The 16085-nt window shown below is 72.0% G+C and carries 16 protein-coding genes; 9 read left to right on the top strand and 7 right to left on the bottom strand.

The window, feature by feature from the left end; translation table 11 throughout:
* Positions 1-134: 134 nt before the first annotated feature.
* Positions 135-2255 (top strand): hydantoinase/oxoprolinase family protein, encoded by a 2121-nt coding sequence (locus ACCP09_RS32235; RefSeq protein ID WP_433752511.1) that lies wholly within the window; start codon positions 135-137, stop codon positions 2253-2255.
* Positions 2252-4570, top strand: a complete 2319-nt coding sequence (locus tag ACCP09_RS32230; protein WP_433752509.1) for a hydantoinase B/oxoprolinase family protein — start codon at positions 2252-2254, stop codon at positions 4568-4570. Before ACCP09_RS32235 ends, ACCP09_RS32230 begins: the two co-directional genes overlap by 4 nt.
* Positions 4571-4622: 52 nt before the next feature.
* Here the strand turns inward: ACCP09_RS32230 and ACCP09_RS32225 are convergent, their stop codons facing one another.
* Entirely contained in the window at positions 4623-5168 is a 546-nt protein-coding gene (locus ACCP09_RS32225) for a hypothetical protein (RefSeq protein WP_433752507.1), read from the bottom strand.
* Between the two features lie 180 nt (positions 5169-5348).
* Here ACCP09_RS32225 and ACCP09_RS32220 point away from each other — a divergent pair, with 180 nt between their 5' ends.
* A complete protein-coding gene (locus ACCP09_RS32220; protein WP_433752505.1) occupies positions 5349-5969 on the top strand; it encodes a TetR/AcrR family transcriptional regulator in 621 nt (206 codons plus the stop codon).
* Positions 5970-6076: 107 nt separating this feature from the next.
* On the opposite strand, the gene ACCP09_RS32215 is transcribed toward ACCP09_RS32220, so the two are convergent.
* Genes ACCP09_RS32215 through ACCP09_RS32200 form a run of 4 tightly spaced genes read right to left on the bottom strand, consistent with a single transcriptional unit; the run spans position 6077 to position 9297 of the window.
* The gene (locus ACCP09_RS32215) at positions 6077-6496 is read right to left on the bottom strand and encodes a DUF5709 domain-containing protein (protein WP_037323159.1); all 420 of its coding nucleotides are present in this window, start codon (positions 6494-6496) and stop codon (positions 6077-6079) included.
* Between the two features lie 58 nt (positions 6497-6554).
* Entirely contained in the window at positions 6555-7580 is a 1026-nt protein-coding gene (locus tag ACCP09_RS32210) for an NAD(P)-dependent alcohol dehydrogenase (protein ID WP_433752503.1), read from the bottom strand.
* Entirely contained in the window at positions 7577-8284 is a 708-nt protein-coding gene (locus ACCP09_RS32205; protein ID WP_433752501.1) for an iron-sulfur cluster assembly protein, read from the bottom strand. Before ACCP09_RS32205 ends, ACCP09_RS32210 begins: the two co-directional genes overlap by 4 nt.
* Positions 8284-9297 carry an amidohydrolase family protein gene (locus ACCP09_RS32200; RefSeq protein WP_378332371.1) on the bottom strand — a complete coding sequence of 338 codons (1014 nt, stop codon included), beginning with the start codon at positions 9295-9297 and terminating at the stop codon, positions 8284-8286. Before ACCP09_RS32200 ends, ACCP09_RS32205 begins: the two co-directional genes overlap by 1 nt.
* 175 nt (positions 9298-9472) lie before the next feature.
* Here ACCP09_RS32200 and ACCP09_RS32195 point away from each other — a divergent pair, with 175 nt between their 5' ends.
* From ACCP09_RS32195 to ACCP09_RS32180, 4 genes are all read left to right on the top strand, one after another.
* The gene (locus ACCP09_RS32195; protein ID WP_027928814.1) at positions 9473-10885 is read left to right on the top strand and encodes a GAF domain-containing protein; all 1413 of its coding nucleotides are present in this window, start codon (positions 9473-9475) and stop codon (positions 10883-10885) included.
* A 15-nt stretch (positions 10886-10900) separates the two neighbouring features.
* Complete coding sequence (locus ACCP09_RS32190; protein ID WP_378364434.1) at positions 10901-11410, top strand: DinB family protein; 510 nt, start codon at positions 10901-10903, stop codon at positions 11408-11410.
* Positions 11411-11447: 37 nt separating this feature from the next.
* A complete protein-coding gene (locus ACCP09_RS32185) occupies positions 11448-12434 on the top strand; it encodes a PHP domain-containing protein (protein WP_027928812.1) in 987 nt (328 codons plus the stop codon).
* A 387-nt stretch (positions 12435-12821) separates the two neighbouring features.
* Positions 12822-13688, top strand: a complete 867-nt coding sequence (locus ACCP09_RS32180) for a DMT family transporter (RefSeq protein WP_433752498.1) — start codon at positions 12822-12824, stop codon at positions 13686-13688.
* A 1-nt stretch (position 13689) separates the two neighbouring features.
* On the opposite strand, the gene ACCP09_RS32175 is transcribed toward ACCP09_RS32180, so the two are convergent.
* Positions 13690-14136 (bottom strand): DoxX family protein, encoded by a 447-nt coding sequence (locus ACCP09_RS32175; RefSeq protein WP_123685996.1) that lies wholly within the window; start codon positions 14134-14136, stop codon positions 13690-13692.
* Between the two features lie 90 nt (positions 14137-14226).
* Positions 14227-14805, bottom strand: a complete 579-nt coding sequence (locus ACCP09_RS32170) for a hypothetical protein (protein ID WP_433752496.1) — start codon at positions 14803-14805, stop codon at positions 14227-14229.
* A 224-nt stretch (positions 14806-15029) separates the two neighbouring features.
* On the opposite strand from ACCP09_RS32170, the gene ACCP09_RS32165 reads away from it, so the two are divergent.
* Together ACCP09_RS32165 and ACCP09_RS32160 are read left to right on the top strand one after the other, a co-directional pair.
* A complete protein-coding gene (locus ACCP09_RS32165; protein ID WP_433752494.1) occupies positions 15030-15821 on the top strand; it encodes an acyl-CoA thioesterase domain-containing protein in 792 nt (263 codons plus the stop codon).
* A gap of 60 nt (positions 15822-15881) precedes the next feature.
* Positions 15882-16070 carry a hypothetical protein gene (locus ACCP09_RS32160; protein ID WP_020416152.1) on the top strand — a complete coding sequence of 63 codons (189 nt, stop codon included), beginning with the start codon at positions 15882-15884 and terminating at the stop codon, positions 16068-16070.
* Positions 16071-16085: the final 15 nt, after the last annotated feature.

Below are 16085 nucleotides of genomic sequence, written 5' to 3'. Positions count from 1 at the left end.
AGTCAAGCGCGGACGAGCTTGACTTCAAACACAGGCGTTTAATAGTCTACGTTGCCGTAACCACTCGTGGAGCCTGGGCGTGCCCACCTCGTCGGTGCCCCCGCGGTCTCAATCCACGCAAAGGAGCGTGAGTCATGGCGTATGTCATCGGCGTGGACGTGGGCGGTACGTTCACGGACGCCGTTCTCGACGACGACGCGGGCACCGTCCTCGCGGCCAAGTCGCCGTCCACCCCGCCGGACTACTCCCGGGGTGTTCTCGACGTGCTGGAGCTGCTCGCCGAGCAGCTGGGCAAGCCGCTGGAGGAGATGCTCGCCGACACCCACCACATCGCGCACGGCACCACGTCGTCGCTGAACGCGCTGGTCATGGGGAACGTGCCACCGGTCGGTTTCCTCACCACGAAGGGACACCGGGACTCGATCTTCATCATGAACGTCGAGGGCCGCTACCTCGGCCGGTCCCCGCACGAACTGCAGAACGTGCTGGGACAGGCCAAGGACCACACGCTGCTGCCGAAACGCCTCGCGCTCGAGGTGACCGAACGGATCGACCGCGACGGCAACGTCGTGGTCGGCCTCGACGAGGACGAGGCCCGCGCCGCGATCCGGACGCTGCTCGCCGACGGTGTGCGGGCGATCGCCGTGTCGCTGTTGTGGTCGTTCCGCAACCCGGTCCACGAACGGCGGCTGCGGGAACTGGTCGCCGAGCAGGACCCCGAGGTCTTCGTCGCGTTGTCCAGCGAAGTCAGCCCCCGCATCCGGGAGTTCGCCCGCAACGCCACCACGATCATGAGCACCCAGATCGGCCCCGGGCTGCGGGACTACCTCACCACGCTGGAGAACGCCCTCCGCGAGAACGACCTCGCCGGCCCGCTCCTGGTGATGCAGAGCAACGGCGGCGCGGTCGCGGCCAAGGAGGCCCCGGCCACCGCGATCAGCACCGTCGGCTCCGTCCTGACCGGCGGTGTCGTCGGCTCGGTGGCGCTCGGCCGCCAGCTCGGGCACCGCAACATCATCTCCACCGACGTCGGGGGCACGACCTTCCTCGCCGGGCTGGTCGTCGACGGCGAACCGGTGCGCGACACCACGACCGTGATCAACCACCACCCGATCAACGTGCCCACGCTGCGGGTGGACGCGATCGGTTCCGGTGGTGGCGCGATCGCCTGGCTCGACGCCGGCGGCAACCTCCGCATCGGGCCGCGTAGCGCGCAGGCCGTGCCCGGCCCGGCCTGCTACGGCAACGGCGGTACCGAACCGACCAACACCGACGCGAACCTGGTGCTGGGCATCCTGCCCGAGCGCGGCCTGCTCGGCGGGCGCAAACCGCTCTCGCTCGAGCTGGCCAGGCAGGCCATCGACACCCAGATCGCCAAACCGCTCGGGCTCTCGGTCGAAGAGGCCGCGGCCGCGATCTACACCGTGCAGAACGCCCAGACCGGCGACCTGCTGCGCAAAACCGTCGTCGAGGCCGGTCACGACCCGCGCGAGTTCGTGCTGTACGCCTTCGGCGGCGCCGGCCCCGCGCACTGCGCCGGCTACGCCGCCGAAGTGGGGGTCGACGAAGTGGTGGTGCCGCTGGGCCCGGTCGCCTCCGCGTTCTCCGCCTACGGCCTCGCGTCCTCGGACATCGCGCTGGCCGCCGAGCTGTCCGATCCCACCGTCGTGCCGTTCGACCCGGACCGGGCCGAACAGAACTTCCGGGACCTGGAAAAACAGGTCCGCGAAGGGCTGGACCGCCAGGGGGTGCGCTTCGACACCGTCGAGGTCCACCGCGAGATCGACATGCGTTACTCCATGCAGCTCGCGGAGGTCACCACCCCGGTCGCGGGCGGACCGCTGGACATGGCCGCGATCGAGCAAGCCGCGGCGGCGTTCGAGGAGCGCTACGCCGCGCTCTACGGCAAGGACGCCGGGTTCCGGGAAGCCGGCATCCAGGCCATCACCTTCCGGGTCCGGGGAATCGGGGTGCTGCCGTTCTCGCCGGAGCTGCCCGCGATCCCCGCCGCCACCTCGCCGGATCCGTCCGGGGCGCGGGTGGGCCACCGCCCGGTGTGCCTCGACGCCGCCACCGGCTACGTGGACACGCCCGTCTACGACTACCGCGAACTGCGTGCCGGCCACGAACTCGCCGGGCCCGCCATCGTCGAGGTCCCGACGACCACGGTCGTCGTGCCGGCCGGCACCACCGGCACGGTGGACTCGCTCGGCAACCTGACCATCCGCCGCACCTCCGCCAGGAGCGCCTCATGAGCATGCCCATCCCCGGTTCCGAGGTCTTCGCGAGCCGCCCGGTCGACCCCGGCGAGCTGCAGCGCTCGCTGCCCTCCACCCTGCCCACCCACACCGTCACCCAGGAGCAGATCGACGCGCTCGACCCGCTCACCTACGAGGTGGTGCGCCACCGGCTCTGGTCGGTCACCGACGAGATGGGCGAGGCGCTCAAGCGCATGTCCGGCTCGCCGATCGTCACCGACGCCAACGACTTCGACTTCGCCATCTCCGACGAACTCGGCCAGGAAGTCCAGGTCGGCCTGTACAACACGATGCTCGTCGGCGCGGTCGACCTGGCCATCTACTGGACGCTGCGCAACCGCGCCACCAACCCCGGCATCGCCGAGGGCGACATGTTCCTCACCAACGACCCGTGGGTCGGCGGCGGGCTGCACCAGAACGACGTGATGGTGTACCAGCCCGTTTTCCACGACGGCAAGCTGTTCGCCTGGACCAGCGCGATCTGCCACGAACCGGACCTCGGCGGCGTCGGGCTCGGCTCCTTCTCCCCCGCCGCGCAGGACGTGTTCGCCGAATCCCTGCCCACCCCGCCGGTCAAGGTGGTGCGCGACTTCCAGTTGCAACGCGACGTCGCCGACCTGTGGGTCCGGCGCTCCCGGGTGCCCATGCTCGTCGCACTCGACCTGCGCGCGAAGGTCGGCGCGAACAACGTCGGCCGGGAACGGTTGCACGCCCTGATCGAGCAGTACGGGGCCGACACGGTCAAGGCCGTCATGAAGCGGATGATGGCGGACGCGGAGGCCCGGCTGCGCGGCAAGCTCGCCGCCCTGCCCGACGGCAGCTGGACCGCGACCGGTTACCAGGACCAGTCCCACGAGGGCGACCGCGGCCTGCACAAGATCACCGTGACCACCACCAAGACCGGCGATCACCTCACGTTCGACTTCACCGGCACCGACCCGCAGTCCGGCGTCGTGAACTGCACCTACGCCGGGATGCGCGGCGGCGTGATGCTCGCCCTCCTCCCCGTGCTGGCGGGCGACATCCCGTGGTCGGCAGGCGGGCTCATGCGCTGCTTCGACCTGGTCACCGAGGAAGGCACGCTCAACAACGCGACCTACCCGGCCGCCGTCGGCCGGGGCCCGATCGGCCCGGCCTGGCTCACCGGCAACCTCGTCGCCGAATGCCTGGCGCAGATGCTCGACCGCGACCTCGAACTCGGCAAGAACGTCCAGGCGACCTGTTGCGGCACCTGGGACACCGCGGTCATCGCCGGACTCGACGAGCGCGGCGAGCAACCGGCACCGTTCCTCAACATCATCATGGAGCCGATGTCCGGCGGGTACGGCGCGCGGCCGCACGCCGACGGCATCGACACCGGCGGGCTCTTCTGCATCCCGATGGGCCGCATCCCCGACGTCGAGATGACCGAGTTCCTCTACCCGGTGCTGGCCCTGTGGCGGCGTGAGGTCCCGGATTCGGGCGGACCGGGGCGGCACCGCGGCGGGGTCGGGGCGTCGATCGCCATCACCCCGCACGGAACCAGCATCCCCATGGGACTCGTCCTCGCCTCCAACGGCAAGGCGGTGTCCCAGAACGGCGGCCTCGCCGGCGGGCACCCCGGCAACACCGGGCTCGACGTGCTGGCCCGGCACAGCCGCGTCACCGATCTCCTCGCCGCCGGGCGGATGCCCAGCGAGCTGTCCGAGGTCAGCGAGCACCTCGAACCGGCGCAGAACTACGCGTCCAGCCACCTGGCGCCGGGTGAGGTGTTCGTGATGACCTGGCAGGGCGGCGGAGGCTACGGCGACCCGCTGAACCGGGACCCCGAGGCGGTCGCCCGCGATCTCCGGGAACAGAAGATCACCGCCGGCGCCGCCCGGTCCGTCTACGGCGTCGTCGTCGAGAACGGCGCCGTGGACGAGGCGGCGACCGCGGCCGAACGGGACCGCCAGCGGTCGGCGCGGCGGCAACGCTCCCGGGTCCTTCGCGTGCCCAGCGGCCGCAAGACAGACGCGACCTCGGTGAAACGGCTCGACGACAACCTCGTCGAGGTCACCGACGGGGCGCAGGCCGCGGTGGCGTGCCGCCACTGCCACGAGATCCTCGGTGACGCCACCGAGGGCGACGACCTCGCCCTCGCGGTCTACGAAGGCCCGGCCACCGACGCCGGGCCCCAGATCATTGCGAACGCCGCGGACTACGTGGACGCTCCGGTGGTCTTCCGGCAGTACTGCTGCCCGTCCTGCTGGACGGCGCTGTACTCGGCGGTCGTACCCGCCGATCACCCCACGCCGCCGCTCGCCGGGCTGATCGCGACCCCGGCAGCGTGAGGCGGGCCGGCCGGGTGGGACGATGACCGTCCACCCGGCCGGCGCACCGGGATCAGCGGGCCAGGCGCAGCGCCGAGACGAGGAAGAAGATGCCGCCGAGCACCGCGTAACCGGCCACTGTGGACAGCGACGAGTCGGCGCCGCCGGCTCCGACGACGAAGCTGATGCCGGCCAGCACGGAGATGCCGCCGCTGAGGATCATCGGCCACTGACCGCCCATCCGGCGGCGCACGAGCGCCACGACCAGCTGAACGAGCCCGGCGACGATGGCCCACACGCCCCACACGACCAGGACCGCCGGCGCCCCGGAAGCGCTGCCGATCGCCACGCCGATGGCGGCGAGCAGGCTGATCCCGATGTTCACGTACAGCCCGCGGGCCGCCCCGGTGGCGCGGGACGAGCGGGCGTCGACGACCGCCGCGGCCACGTCGAACAGGGGGTACACGACCACCAGCGCGGCGCCGGCCGGCGAGAGGCCGGACTTGGTGGTGAGGAACAGCAGGATCGCCCAGACGATGGCGAACGCGAACCGGGCGAAGTACAACCGGCGCAGAGCACGGGCGATCCCGCTTGCCGCGGGTGTGCCGACAGTGGTCACGATGATCCCTTCACAGGCCTGGTCGTTCGGTCGCACTACCACGAGACCGAACGTTCTATCTGCGACAAGGATGAGGCCCGTACCGCCGGCGTGTCAAGACCGATCGTTCTATCTACGTCTGTTTGGCAAGACCGAACGTTCTCCCCGTACACTCGGGGTGAGCGGAAGGCAGGTGAGAGGGTGTCGGAAGCACGATCCCGGCTGCTCGGGACAGCCAGCCGGCTCTTCTACGCGGAAGGGCTGCACTCGGTCGGCATCGACCGGATCGTCGCCGAGGCGAAGGTGACCCGCGCGACGCTGTACCGGCACTTCCCGAGCAAGGACGACCTGGTCGTCGCCTACCTGACCGGGGCGGACGACCTGATCCGCGCCCAGATCGACACCGTGCGCCAGGCCGGGCACTCCCCCGCCGACACGGTGCGCGCGGTGGCCGGGACCATCGCCGAGGGCATCCGCTCCGACGGGTTCCGCGGGTGCGCCTTCCTCAACGCGGCCGCCGAGTACCCCGCGCCCGACCACCCGGTGCACCGCGCCGTCCTGACCCACCGGCAGTGGTTCCTCGACACGATCACCGAGCTGATGGCCGACACCGGCGAGACCGACCCCGAGCCGCACGCCCGCCACTTCGTCATGCTGCGAGACGGCGCGATGGCCGCGGGCTGCCTCGCCGACCCGGCCGCGGTCTGCGAAACGTTCCTGCTCGGCGTCGAGGGGATTCTGAAGTACCGCGACGCCCCGGTGGTGGACCAGGCCGCGGTGACGACCCGCCAACGCCGCCGCCCGGCGCGGGCGTCAGTCTGACAACTGCCCGCCCGGACCGGCCGGCCGGAGATCCCACGTGCCCGTCGCCGGCTTCGGCGAAGCGGGACTTCCCGGACGCGCCGTCAGACTCCTAGGCGGGGCGTCGCTCAGCGCTCGTCGATCTGGATCGTGTGCATCGCGGCCTCTTCGGCCGACGCGCCAGCTCCGTCGATGCCGATGTCGCGCGCGTAGAGGTCCACCTCGGCCTCGCCGTCGGCCAGGGCGATCAGCCGGCCGGTCCGCGAGTCGCCGACCTCGTCGTCCAGCAGCTCGCCGTCCGTGTCGTACGCGTCGCCCAGGCCGTCGCCCTCGTCGGCGCCGGACTCGGCCACCTCGCGCGCCAGACGCGCGGACAGCTCCTCCCCCGTCGCCTCCTCGCGCGCCGTCGTGCCCCAGCCCTGCGTGGCCCACGGCCGTTCCGCCGCCGAGTAGCCCTCGTCCAGCGGGTCGGCCGGACCCCTGGTGTCCAATGTGTCCGATGCGTCCAGCTGCTCGTAGACGTCGTCGTCGATCTCGTCGCGGTCCATGGTGCGCTCCCGTTCGTGCGAGCCTGCGCACAGCATCGCACGAACGGGAGCGCGCGCATCAGGGCGTCAGGATCGCGCGGCCCCGGATGCGGCCCGCATCGAGGTCGTCGATCGCGTCCTGGAACCGCTCCAGCGGGTACTTCGTGGTGTGCAGCCGCACCTTGCCCTGCGCCGCGAGCACCATCAGCTCGCACAGGTCGGTGTAGGAACCGACCAGGTTGCCGATGAAGTTGATCTCCGTGGAGATGATGTCGATCGTCGGCACGTCGATGTTCTCGCCGTACCCGACCACGTGGTAGTCCCCGGCCCGGCGCAGCATCCCGACGCCGTCGCGCGTCGCGCCGCCCTCCCCCACGAAGTCCAGCACCACCTCGGCCCCGGCGCCGCCGGTCAGGTCGAGCACCTCCTCCACCTGCCGCCCCTCGGCGACGACCCCGTGGTCGGCGCCGATCGACACGGCCAGCTTCACCGCGTCCGGGTTGCGGTCGACCACGATCAGCTCGGCCGCCGTCAGGGCCTTGAGCACCTGGATGCCGATGTGCCCGAGCCCGCCCGCGCCGATCACCACGCACCGGTTCCCCGGCCGCAACCGCCGCGCCGCCTTGGCCGCCGCGTGGTAGGCGGTGAGCCCGGCGTCGGCCAGCGCGGCGACGTCGGCCGGCTCCAGCGAATCGTCGATGCGCACCACGCTGCGCGCCGAGGTCTTCAGGTACTCCGCGTACCCGCCGTGCGTGTCGATGCCCGGGAACGCACTCGCCGAGCAGTGCACGTCGTCCCCGGCCCGGCACGCCGCGCACAGCCCACACGTGATCAGCGGGTGCACGATGACCTTGTCGCCTTCCGCGACGTTGGTGACCGCGCTGCCGACGGCGTGCACCCAGCCGGCGTTCTCGTGGCCGATCGTGTACGGCAGGGTGACGCCGGACTTCTCGGCCCACTGCCCTTCCAGGATGTGGATGTCGGTGCGGCACACGCCGGCCCCGCCGATCTTCACGATCACGTCCCAGGGCCCGGTGACCTCCGGTTCCGGCACCTCGGTCATCCGCAGGTTCTCGTGGTAGCCCACGACCTGTACTGCCTTCACGACACCTTCTCCTTCACGGGTGACTGGTCCGCCGCCGACTCCGGGTAACGCGTCCGGAGCAGGCCGCGGCAGAAATGGGCGTTGCCGTCGATCGAGATGCGGATGGACCGCGCGAACCGCAGCCGCAACGGCACTTCCTCGCGCGGGTAGCGGTTGCCGTCGTCGTCGACGAGCGCGAACGCCGACGGCTCGGTGCTCAGGCCGAGCGCCTCGCGGCGGCGCAGCAGCGCGGTCGTCGCCGGGCCGGGCGGCAGGTCGCCGAGGACGACGTCGTGCAGCCCGTCCTCGGGCAGGCCTGCCCGCAGCATCGCGGTGAGCACGCGTTCCATCGCCGCGGTGTGCGCCTTGCGGCGGAACGTGGCGCGCAGCTCCGCCAGGCTCTCCTCGGCCTCGTGCCCGAAGGTGCCGCGGTAGCCGGCGTCGGCGGCCAGCCCGCGGTTGATCAGGTCCGAGTCGTGGTGGTCGTCGAGGAACACCGCGACCTCACCGGCGCCCGGCAGCGCGGACAGCGCGTCCTTGGCGTCGGAGGCCATCAGGTAGGCGAAGTTCGGCGAGCAGAACGACGTCGGCAGCCGCAGGTGCACGGTCACGGCGGACCCGTACACCTCCAGGGACCGCACGAACCCGAGGTCGGTGATGGGCTCGTCCAGCTCCGGGTCGATCACCGTGTCCAGCGCGCGGCGGGCCTGCGCTTCGGTGACCATCACGCCACCGCCACGGCCTGCGGCTCCTCACGCGGGAGCTGCAGCTCGGCGGGCACCGGGATGTCGTACATCGCGGCGGCGTTGAGCCCGAGGATCTTCTTCTTCTGCGCGGTGGTCAGCGGCGCGTACTCGGTCATGTCCTCCGGGATCTGGAAGTCGACGAACCGCTCGACCAGCCACCGCGGCGTCCAGAGCGCGTAGTCGCTGGAGAACTGGATGCGGTTCTCGTCCAGCCAGTACAGCAGTTCGCCGATGATCTGCGCGAAGTACCGCGGTCGGGTGTGGATGAACGGGATCGCGACCGCGAGTCCGGCGTGGACGTTGGGCTCCTGCGTGGCGATCCAGCAGAAGTCCTCCAGCCGCGGCAAGCCGCAGTGCTCGACGACGAAGTTCAGGTCGGGGAAGTCGGTGGCGACCTTGTCGATGTCGGCGACGTCGAAGGCGTCCCGGTCCAGCGGCCGGATCGTCGGTCCCTTGTGGACGTGGATGTTGCGGATCCCCAGTTCCTGCGCGGCTTCCAGGTACTTGTAGGACCACGGATCGTCCAGTTTGTACCCGCGGGAGTCGCCCTGCCATTCGGCGGTGTAGAGCTTGACGCCCTTGAGGCCGAAGCGTTCCGCGTCACGGCGCAGCTGGTCCAGCCCGGCCTGCTCGAAGCGCGGGTCCCAGAAGTGGTTGTAGGTCAGCTTGTCCGGGTGGGCCTGGGTGAGGGCGAAGGCTTCCTCGGTCTGGCCGAAGCCGCGCTCGTAGAAGGCGCCGAGGTGAGCGGGCTGGAAGATGGCGTGGTCCACGTAGCCGTCTTCGAACAGATCCTTCATCAGGCGCACGCCGCCCTGGTAGAGGTAGTCCTCGTAGGGCCACACCTCGGACTCCGGGCTGAGGTTGCGGTGGTAGTCGTAGAAGCAGTCGATGAACTGCTTGCCGTGGATGTTGCGCTGGTTCTCCGGGCGGGCGTCCCACAGCGCGATGTGGGCGTCGACGATGAAGTAGCTTTCGCCGTCCTTGGTGTACATCAGTCCGGGTCCTTCCGACGTGGCGACCGTGGCACGTGCACCGGTGACGGTAGGTAGCCGGACGCCGCGGCGGGCCCCCGTGGAGTCTCAATATGAGACAGTCGGACGACCTGCCTGTCCGGCACGGCGCGGTAGCCTCGCCGGAAGACGCAACGATGCGGACGGGAGGTCGCCGATGGTGGATCAGCGGGCGGTCCTGCCGCCCCGGCTGGCCGCGTCCTGGCAGCGCAGCAGGCAGTACGGGGTGTCACCGGAGACGGTGCGGCCGGCGTTCACCGGCACCGTCGACCACGATTCGCTGTTCTTCGAGTGCGGTCAGGAGGTGCTCTCCGGCCTGCACACGACCCTGGCCAACGAACCGGTCAGCCTGATGCTGACCGACAGTGACGGCCTGGTGCTGAGCCGGCTGTGCGACGACAGCACCATCCTCCGTTCGCTGGACCGGGTCCACCTGGCACCGGGCTTCTCCTACGCGGAGCGCGACGCCGGCACCAACGGGCTCGGCCTCGCGCTGGCCGACCGCGCCCCGTCACTGGTGTCCGCCGAGGAGCACTACTGCACGGGCCTGTGGGGCTACACCTGCGCCGCCGCGCCGGTGCTGGAGCCGGGCACGAACCGGTTGATCGGCAGCGTCAACCTCACCACATGGTCGAGGTCGTCGAAGGAACTGCTGCTGGCGCTGGCCCAGGCCGCGGCGGGCAACACGGCCGCGCTGATGCTCGCCCGGTCGCACGGCCACCTCGCGCCGCCCAGTCCGCGTGGCGAGGTCTTCCACGTCTACTCCGACCGGTTGCCCGACGTCGCGGCGAACCTGTCCGGCGCCTGGTCCGACGCGCTCGCCGAAGCCCGCACGGCCATGGAGCACGGCCGTGTGGTGTGTGTGACCGGCGAGCCGGGCAGCGGGAAGGCCGCGCTGGCGTCGATGGCCCGCCGGTCGGTGCGCCCGCGGGAACGCGTCCTCAACGCCCGGCCGCCCGCGCCGCAGGACGCGGCGTCGTGGCTCGCGCTGTGGACGCCGGAGGTGGGCAAGGCCGACACGTGCGTGATCCTCTCCGGCGCCGACGCGCTGCCCGCCTACGCCGCGGAGGAGCTGGCCGCGCTGTTCGCCTCGGCGCGCGGAGGGTTCGTGTTGACGGCCGCCGACCACGCGGGCGTGCCGGACGCGCTGCGGGCCCTGGTCGACACGGTCGTCGAGGTGCCGGCGCTGCGGTACCGGCCGGACGACGTCCTCCCGCTGGCCGGGCACTTCGCGCGGGAGAGCCGCGGCCGCCCGGTCACCTTCACGCCGGCCGCCTCGCGGGCGCTGACGGCCTACCCGTGGCCGGGCAACGTCCGCCAGCTGCGGCAGGTGGTGCGCGAGGCCGTGTCGCGGGCTGATGTCGTCGATACCCGGCACCTGCCGCCGGAGGTGTTCACCAGCCCCGGCCGCCGCCTGACGCGGATGGAGGCCGTGGAGCGCGACGAAATCGTGCGCTGCCTGACCAAACCGGGCACGACGGCCGCGCAGGTGGCGTCGATGCTGGGCATGAGCCGCGCCACGGTGTACCGCAAGATCGCGCAGTACGGGATCAAGGTGCCGCGCCGGTAGGTACGCTTCCGCGTCATGCCCACCGAACGTCCCGGGATCCCGACCGTCGGCGGTGAGCGCGAACTGCTGCGCGCCCACCTCGACTACCACCGCGCCACGCTGGCCTGGAAGTGCGACGGACTGTCCGATGCGGACCTGCGCAAGCAGTCCATGCCGCCGTCGACGCTGTCGCTGCTCGGGCTGGTGCGGCACATGGCCGAGGTGGAGCGCGCGTGGTTCCGGCGGACGATCAACGGGGAGGCGGAGCTGCCGCTGGTGTGGTCGGACGAGGGCGATTTCCAGGTGGCCTACGACGCGCGGGAGTCCACGCGGTCGGAGGCGTTCGCGGCGTGGCAGGCCGAGGTCGAGCACGCCCGGCGCATCGAGGCGGCGGCCGATTCGCTCGACCTCGTCGTGCACTCGCCGCGTTGGGGCGCCGACGTGTCGCTGCGCGCGGTGATGCTGCACATGATCCACGAGTACGCCCGGCACAACGGGCACGCCGACTTCCTGCGCGAGGGCGTCGACGGGGTCACCGGCGCCTGACGTGCGAACCGCGCCGCGGCGCGGTAGGTGTGGTGTCGTGGACCCGGCACAGGCTTTGCGGCAGATCGCGTTCGAGCTGGAGCGCGCGGGCGCGCCGACCTACCGGGTGCGGGCGTTCCGGCGCGCGGCGGCCGTGGTGGCGGGGTTGCCGCCGGACGAGCTGGCCGAGCGGGTCCGGCTCGGCACCCTGAAGGCGCTGCCGGGCATCGGTCCGGCGACCGCGCAGGTGGTGGAGCAGGCGTGCGCCGGCGAGCAGCCGGACTACCTGGCGAAACTGCTCGCGGAGGCCCCGGAGCCGGACCGGTCGGGGCTGCGGGGTGAGTTGAAGGGCGACTGCCACACCCATTCGGACTGGTCGGACGGCGGCAGCCCGATCGAGGAGATGGCCGAGGCAGCGCGGGCGCTGGGGCACGAGTGGATCGCGCTGACGGATCACTCGCCGCGGCTGACGGTGGCGAACGGGCTGTCGGCCGAGCGGCTGCTGCGGCAGCTCGACGTGGTGGCGGAGCTGAACGAGAAGCTCGCGCCGTTCCGGATCCTGACGGGCATCGAGGTCGACATCCTCGAGGACGGTTCGCTCGACCAGCGCGACGACCTGCTGGAGCGGCTGGACGTGGTGGTGGCGAGCGTGCACTCGAAGCTGCGGATGCCGTCGGAGCCGATGACCGAGCGGATGCTGGCGGCGGTGCGGAACCCGCTGGTCGACGTCTTGGGGCACTGCACGGGGCGGATGGTGATGGGCCGCGGACGCCCCCAGTCGCAGTTCGACGCCGAGCGGGTGTTCGAGGCCTGTCGTGAGAGTGGGACCGCGGTGGAGATCAACTGCCGCCCGGAACGCATGGACCCACCCGACGACCTGCTCGCGATGGCCGCCGGGATCGGCTGCGTGTTCACCATCGACACGGACGCGCACGCGCCGGGGCAGCTGGACTGGCTCGGGAACGGGACGGTGCGCGCGGAGGCCGTGGGCATCGGGCCGGAGCGCGTGCTGAACACACTGAGCGCCACACAACTGGGCGGCTGACGAGGCTGGTTCCTCCCACAGCCGTCCCGCACGTGGCTGGTCTGTAGCCGTCACCGCGAGGTCGGCGAGCTATAACCGCAGGCGCCCTGCACTTGGCGCCCCGCCCGTCCGCTCAGCCGTGCACCCCTCCGGTCGTGCGCCCTTGCGCCCCCGGAACTTGCGGCCTGCCCGCCCCCGCACCCTCGCGGCACAGCCACAGCCCTCGCACCCTCACGGCCCGGCGCCGTCGCGGCCCGCCGCCTCCGGCGGCATCCGCGGCACCGCCGGGAACCCGCCCCACCACCCCTTCCCGCCAGCTCTCCCCCAGCTCCCCCGGCCCCTCTGCGCAGCTCACCCGCCCGCAACCGCTGCCGTGCGCGCCACTCGCGCCCGTGTCACCGTGATGTTGTGTTGACCGTGCTGCTGGCGGTGCTCGCCGCCGTCGCGAATGCCGCGGGTGCCGTCCTGCAGCGGGCCGGGGCGCGGAGGCAGCAGGGCAGCGACCTCGACGTCGGCGCGCTCAAGGGGCTCGTCAGGACCCCGGTGTGGGTCGCGGGGGTCGTCGTCATGCTCACCGGGCTCGTGTTGCAGGCGGCGGCGCTCGCGACCGGGCCGATCGTCCTCATCCAGCCGATCATGGTGTCCGAGCTGGCGGTCACGCTCGTCCTGGCGGGGCTGGTCTTCCGCACCCGCCTCGGCGTCCGGGACTGGGTCGCCGCGGTCGGGATGGCCGTCTCCGTCGGGCTGTTGCTGTTCGCGCTCGCCCCCGGCGGTGGGGACGCCCGGGGCGTCTCCGCGCTGGAGTGGCTGCTCGGCTGCGCCGTGACGGTCACCTGTGTGGGCGTGCTGTTCGTTGCGGGCAAGCGGGACGAGACCACCCACAGCGCGGCGTTCCTCGGCGCCGCGGCGGGGCTGTGGTTCGGGTTCACCGCGGTCCTCATGGCCGGGGTGACCGCGGCGCTCACGGCGGGCGGCGTGCCGGGGTTGTTCAAGGCGTGGCAGACCTACGCGATGCTCGTCGCCGGGCCTGCCGGGTTCTTCCTGCTGCAGACCGCACTCCGGGCCGGGCGGCTCGTCGCCGCCCAGCCCGGGCTCGTCCTGGCCAACCCGCTCGTCGCGCTGGGCTGGGGTCTGCTGGTGTTCGGGGAGCACGTCCGCGGCGGGCCGTGGATCGCGCTGGAACTGGTGGCCGCCGGTGGTCTGGCCGGGTGCACCGTGCTGCTGGCCGGGTCGCCGCTGCTGCGCGACGAGGACCCGGCCCCGCAGCCCGCCTGACTCACACCCCGGCCGGGACGCGCTCCACCCGCTCGGCCGCGCGGCGGCGCAGCAGGCCGCTCAGCGCGAACCGGCCCGGCCCGGCGACCGCGATCAGCAGGAACACCCACGCGTACAGGGCCGCGGTCTCGCCCATGTTCTGCAGCGGCAGCAGGGCCAGCGGCTGGTGCACGGAGAAGTAGGCGTAGGCCATCGCGCCGGAGCAGATCAGCGCCGCGCCCCGGGTGCCGAGGCCGAGCAGCACCAGCACCCCGCCTGCCAGCTCGATGACGCTCGCCCACCAGGCCGGCCACGCCCCGAGCGGCGCGGCGCCGCCCTGTCCGTCGATGCCGCCGAACGCGCCGAACCCCTGCAGCCCGTGGAAGGCGAACAACAGTCCGACCACGATGCGGACGACGCCCAGGACGACGGGGGTGAGGTGGGTCTGCGAAACCGGAATGCGAGCCATGATCGATCCTTCCTCCGAAGTTGCTGTCACCAACACGTCGAAGGAACCCGAGCCGGATCGACTACTCGCCCGATTATTTTTCCGGCGAAGTCACCATTGCTGCGGCGGCGGGCCGTAACCCGGCGGCGGCGCCTGGTACGGGACCGGCTGCTGCGGCGGGCGCTTGCCCCACTCGCACCAGCGGCCGGTGAGCGGCACCAGCGCCAGGACGAGCGTCGCGATCGCGGGCGACAGCGCGACCAGCAGGCCGCCGAAACCACCGCCGATCGCGGTCGCGCTGTCGAGGTCCCTGGTGAACCGGTCGTCCGAGGACAGCACGACCAACGCGACCAGCCCCTGCGCGATGTGCAGCGCGCTGCCCGCGGCGACCAGCCAGCGGCCCGCGGGCTTGCGCAGGAACAGCAGGATCGCGCCGGGCAGCAGGGTGGCGAACTCGAGCAGGTACACCGTGCCCTGGAAGATCACCAGCCACTTGAGGTCCTCGACCACGTCGTCGACGACGCCGAAGTTCATGATCCCGATGACGACGCCCCACAGGGCGCCGAGGATGGCCAACACCCCGGCGGTGATCGCGGTGCCACCACTGGGCGGTTGCCGGAGGGAGTACTGGTCGCCGGGGTAGGGCGGGGGCGCGGCCGGGTACTGGCCCGGCTGGGGCGGGTACGTCATGGGAACCTTCCGATCGGACTTGACCGGCGTGATCCAAACAGACGGGCCACCCGCGCGTGGCGGAAGTGACCGATTCGCGACCCGGATCACCGGTGCGAGTGAGGCGCCCAGGAGTACGGGCCGCGGCGCGCGCGCCGGCCACCGCCCGCGGCGGTCTCGTCGATCGCGGCACCTCGCGCACTCGCCGGAGCTGACAACGCCCGGACAACACCTAAGATCAGCCGGTGGCCCAGACCGAGCAGCAGCAGGCGTTCTTCACCGCCGACGGCGACGAGCTGGCGCCGGATCCGGTGGCGCGCAGCTGGTGGAACCCGGCGATGATCCACGGCCGCCTGCTGGGCGGGCTCGCCGCGCGGGCGCTGGAACGCGAGCAGGCCGCGCCGGGCCTGCACTTCAGCAGGCTGACCGTGGACCTCTTCCGCAACGCGCCGCTCGCCCCGGTGCGCGTCGAGACCGCGCTCGTGCGCGACGGGCGCCGGATCCGGGTCGCGGACGCACTGGTGCACGGCGCGAACGGGCTCGTCGCGCGTGCGACGGCCGTGTTGCTGCGCAGCGGTGAGCAGCCCGCCGCGCCCGTTCCGGCCACCCCGGCCTGGGACGCGCCGCCGCCCGAGGAGCTGTGGGAGCCACGGGAACAGGGCTGGTCGATCTGGCGGTTCGACGAGCACAACCAGCCGCTGCGCACCGGCCGTGGAACGGGGCGGCGCCGGGCGTGGCTGCGCGAGTCGCGGGAACTGGTCGCGGGCGAGGCGCTGTCGCCGTTCGTGCGGGCCGCGCTGGCGGCCGACAGCGCGAGCCCGCTCGCCCACGCCGGCGCCGAGAGCCTGGACTTCATCAACGCCGACTACACGTTGTCGCTGAGCCGGCTGCCGCTGTCGGACGCCATCGGGCTGGAGTCCTCGGGTCACCTCAGCGAGGACGGGATCGCCGTCGGGCACTGCACCCTGCACGACACCGCCGGGCCGATCGGGTTCTGCCTCACCACGGCGGTCGCGAACCCGGGCCGCAAGGGCTGACGGTTCCGTTTGGGCGGCCGGCCGGCGGGAATCCGACCGGATCACCGATGGGAGGCTCCCATGAACGGCAACGCGAACAACCAGCCGGAGTCGGCGCCGGGCATCCCGGAGTCCGATCCGCCGCAGGGCGGGCCGAACGCCGACAACGACACGCCCAACCCGGCCGACCTCGCGCCTGGTTTCGGCGGCACGTCCCGCACCCGTCCGCTGAGCACCGAGGAGGAGGACCAGACCGGCAACGGCTCGTGACCCCGGCCTGATCGA

Origin of the sequence: Amycolatopsis sp. 3B14 (genome assembly GCF_050958625.1) — a bacterium.
GTDB classification, from domain to species: Bacteria; Actinomycetota; Actinomycetes; order Mycobacteriales; family Pseudonocardiaceae; genus Amycolatopsis_E; species Amycolatopsis_E thermoflava.
This window is presented reverse-complemented; position numbering and strand designations above follow the sequence as displayed.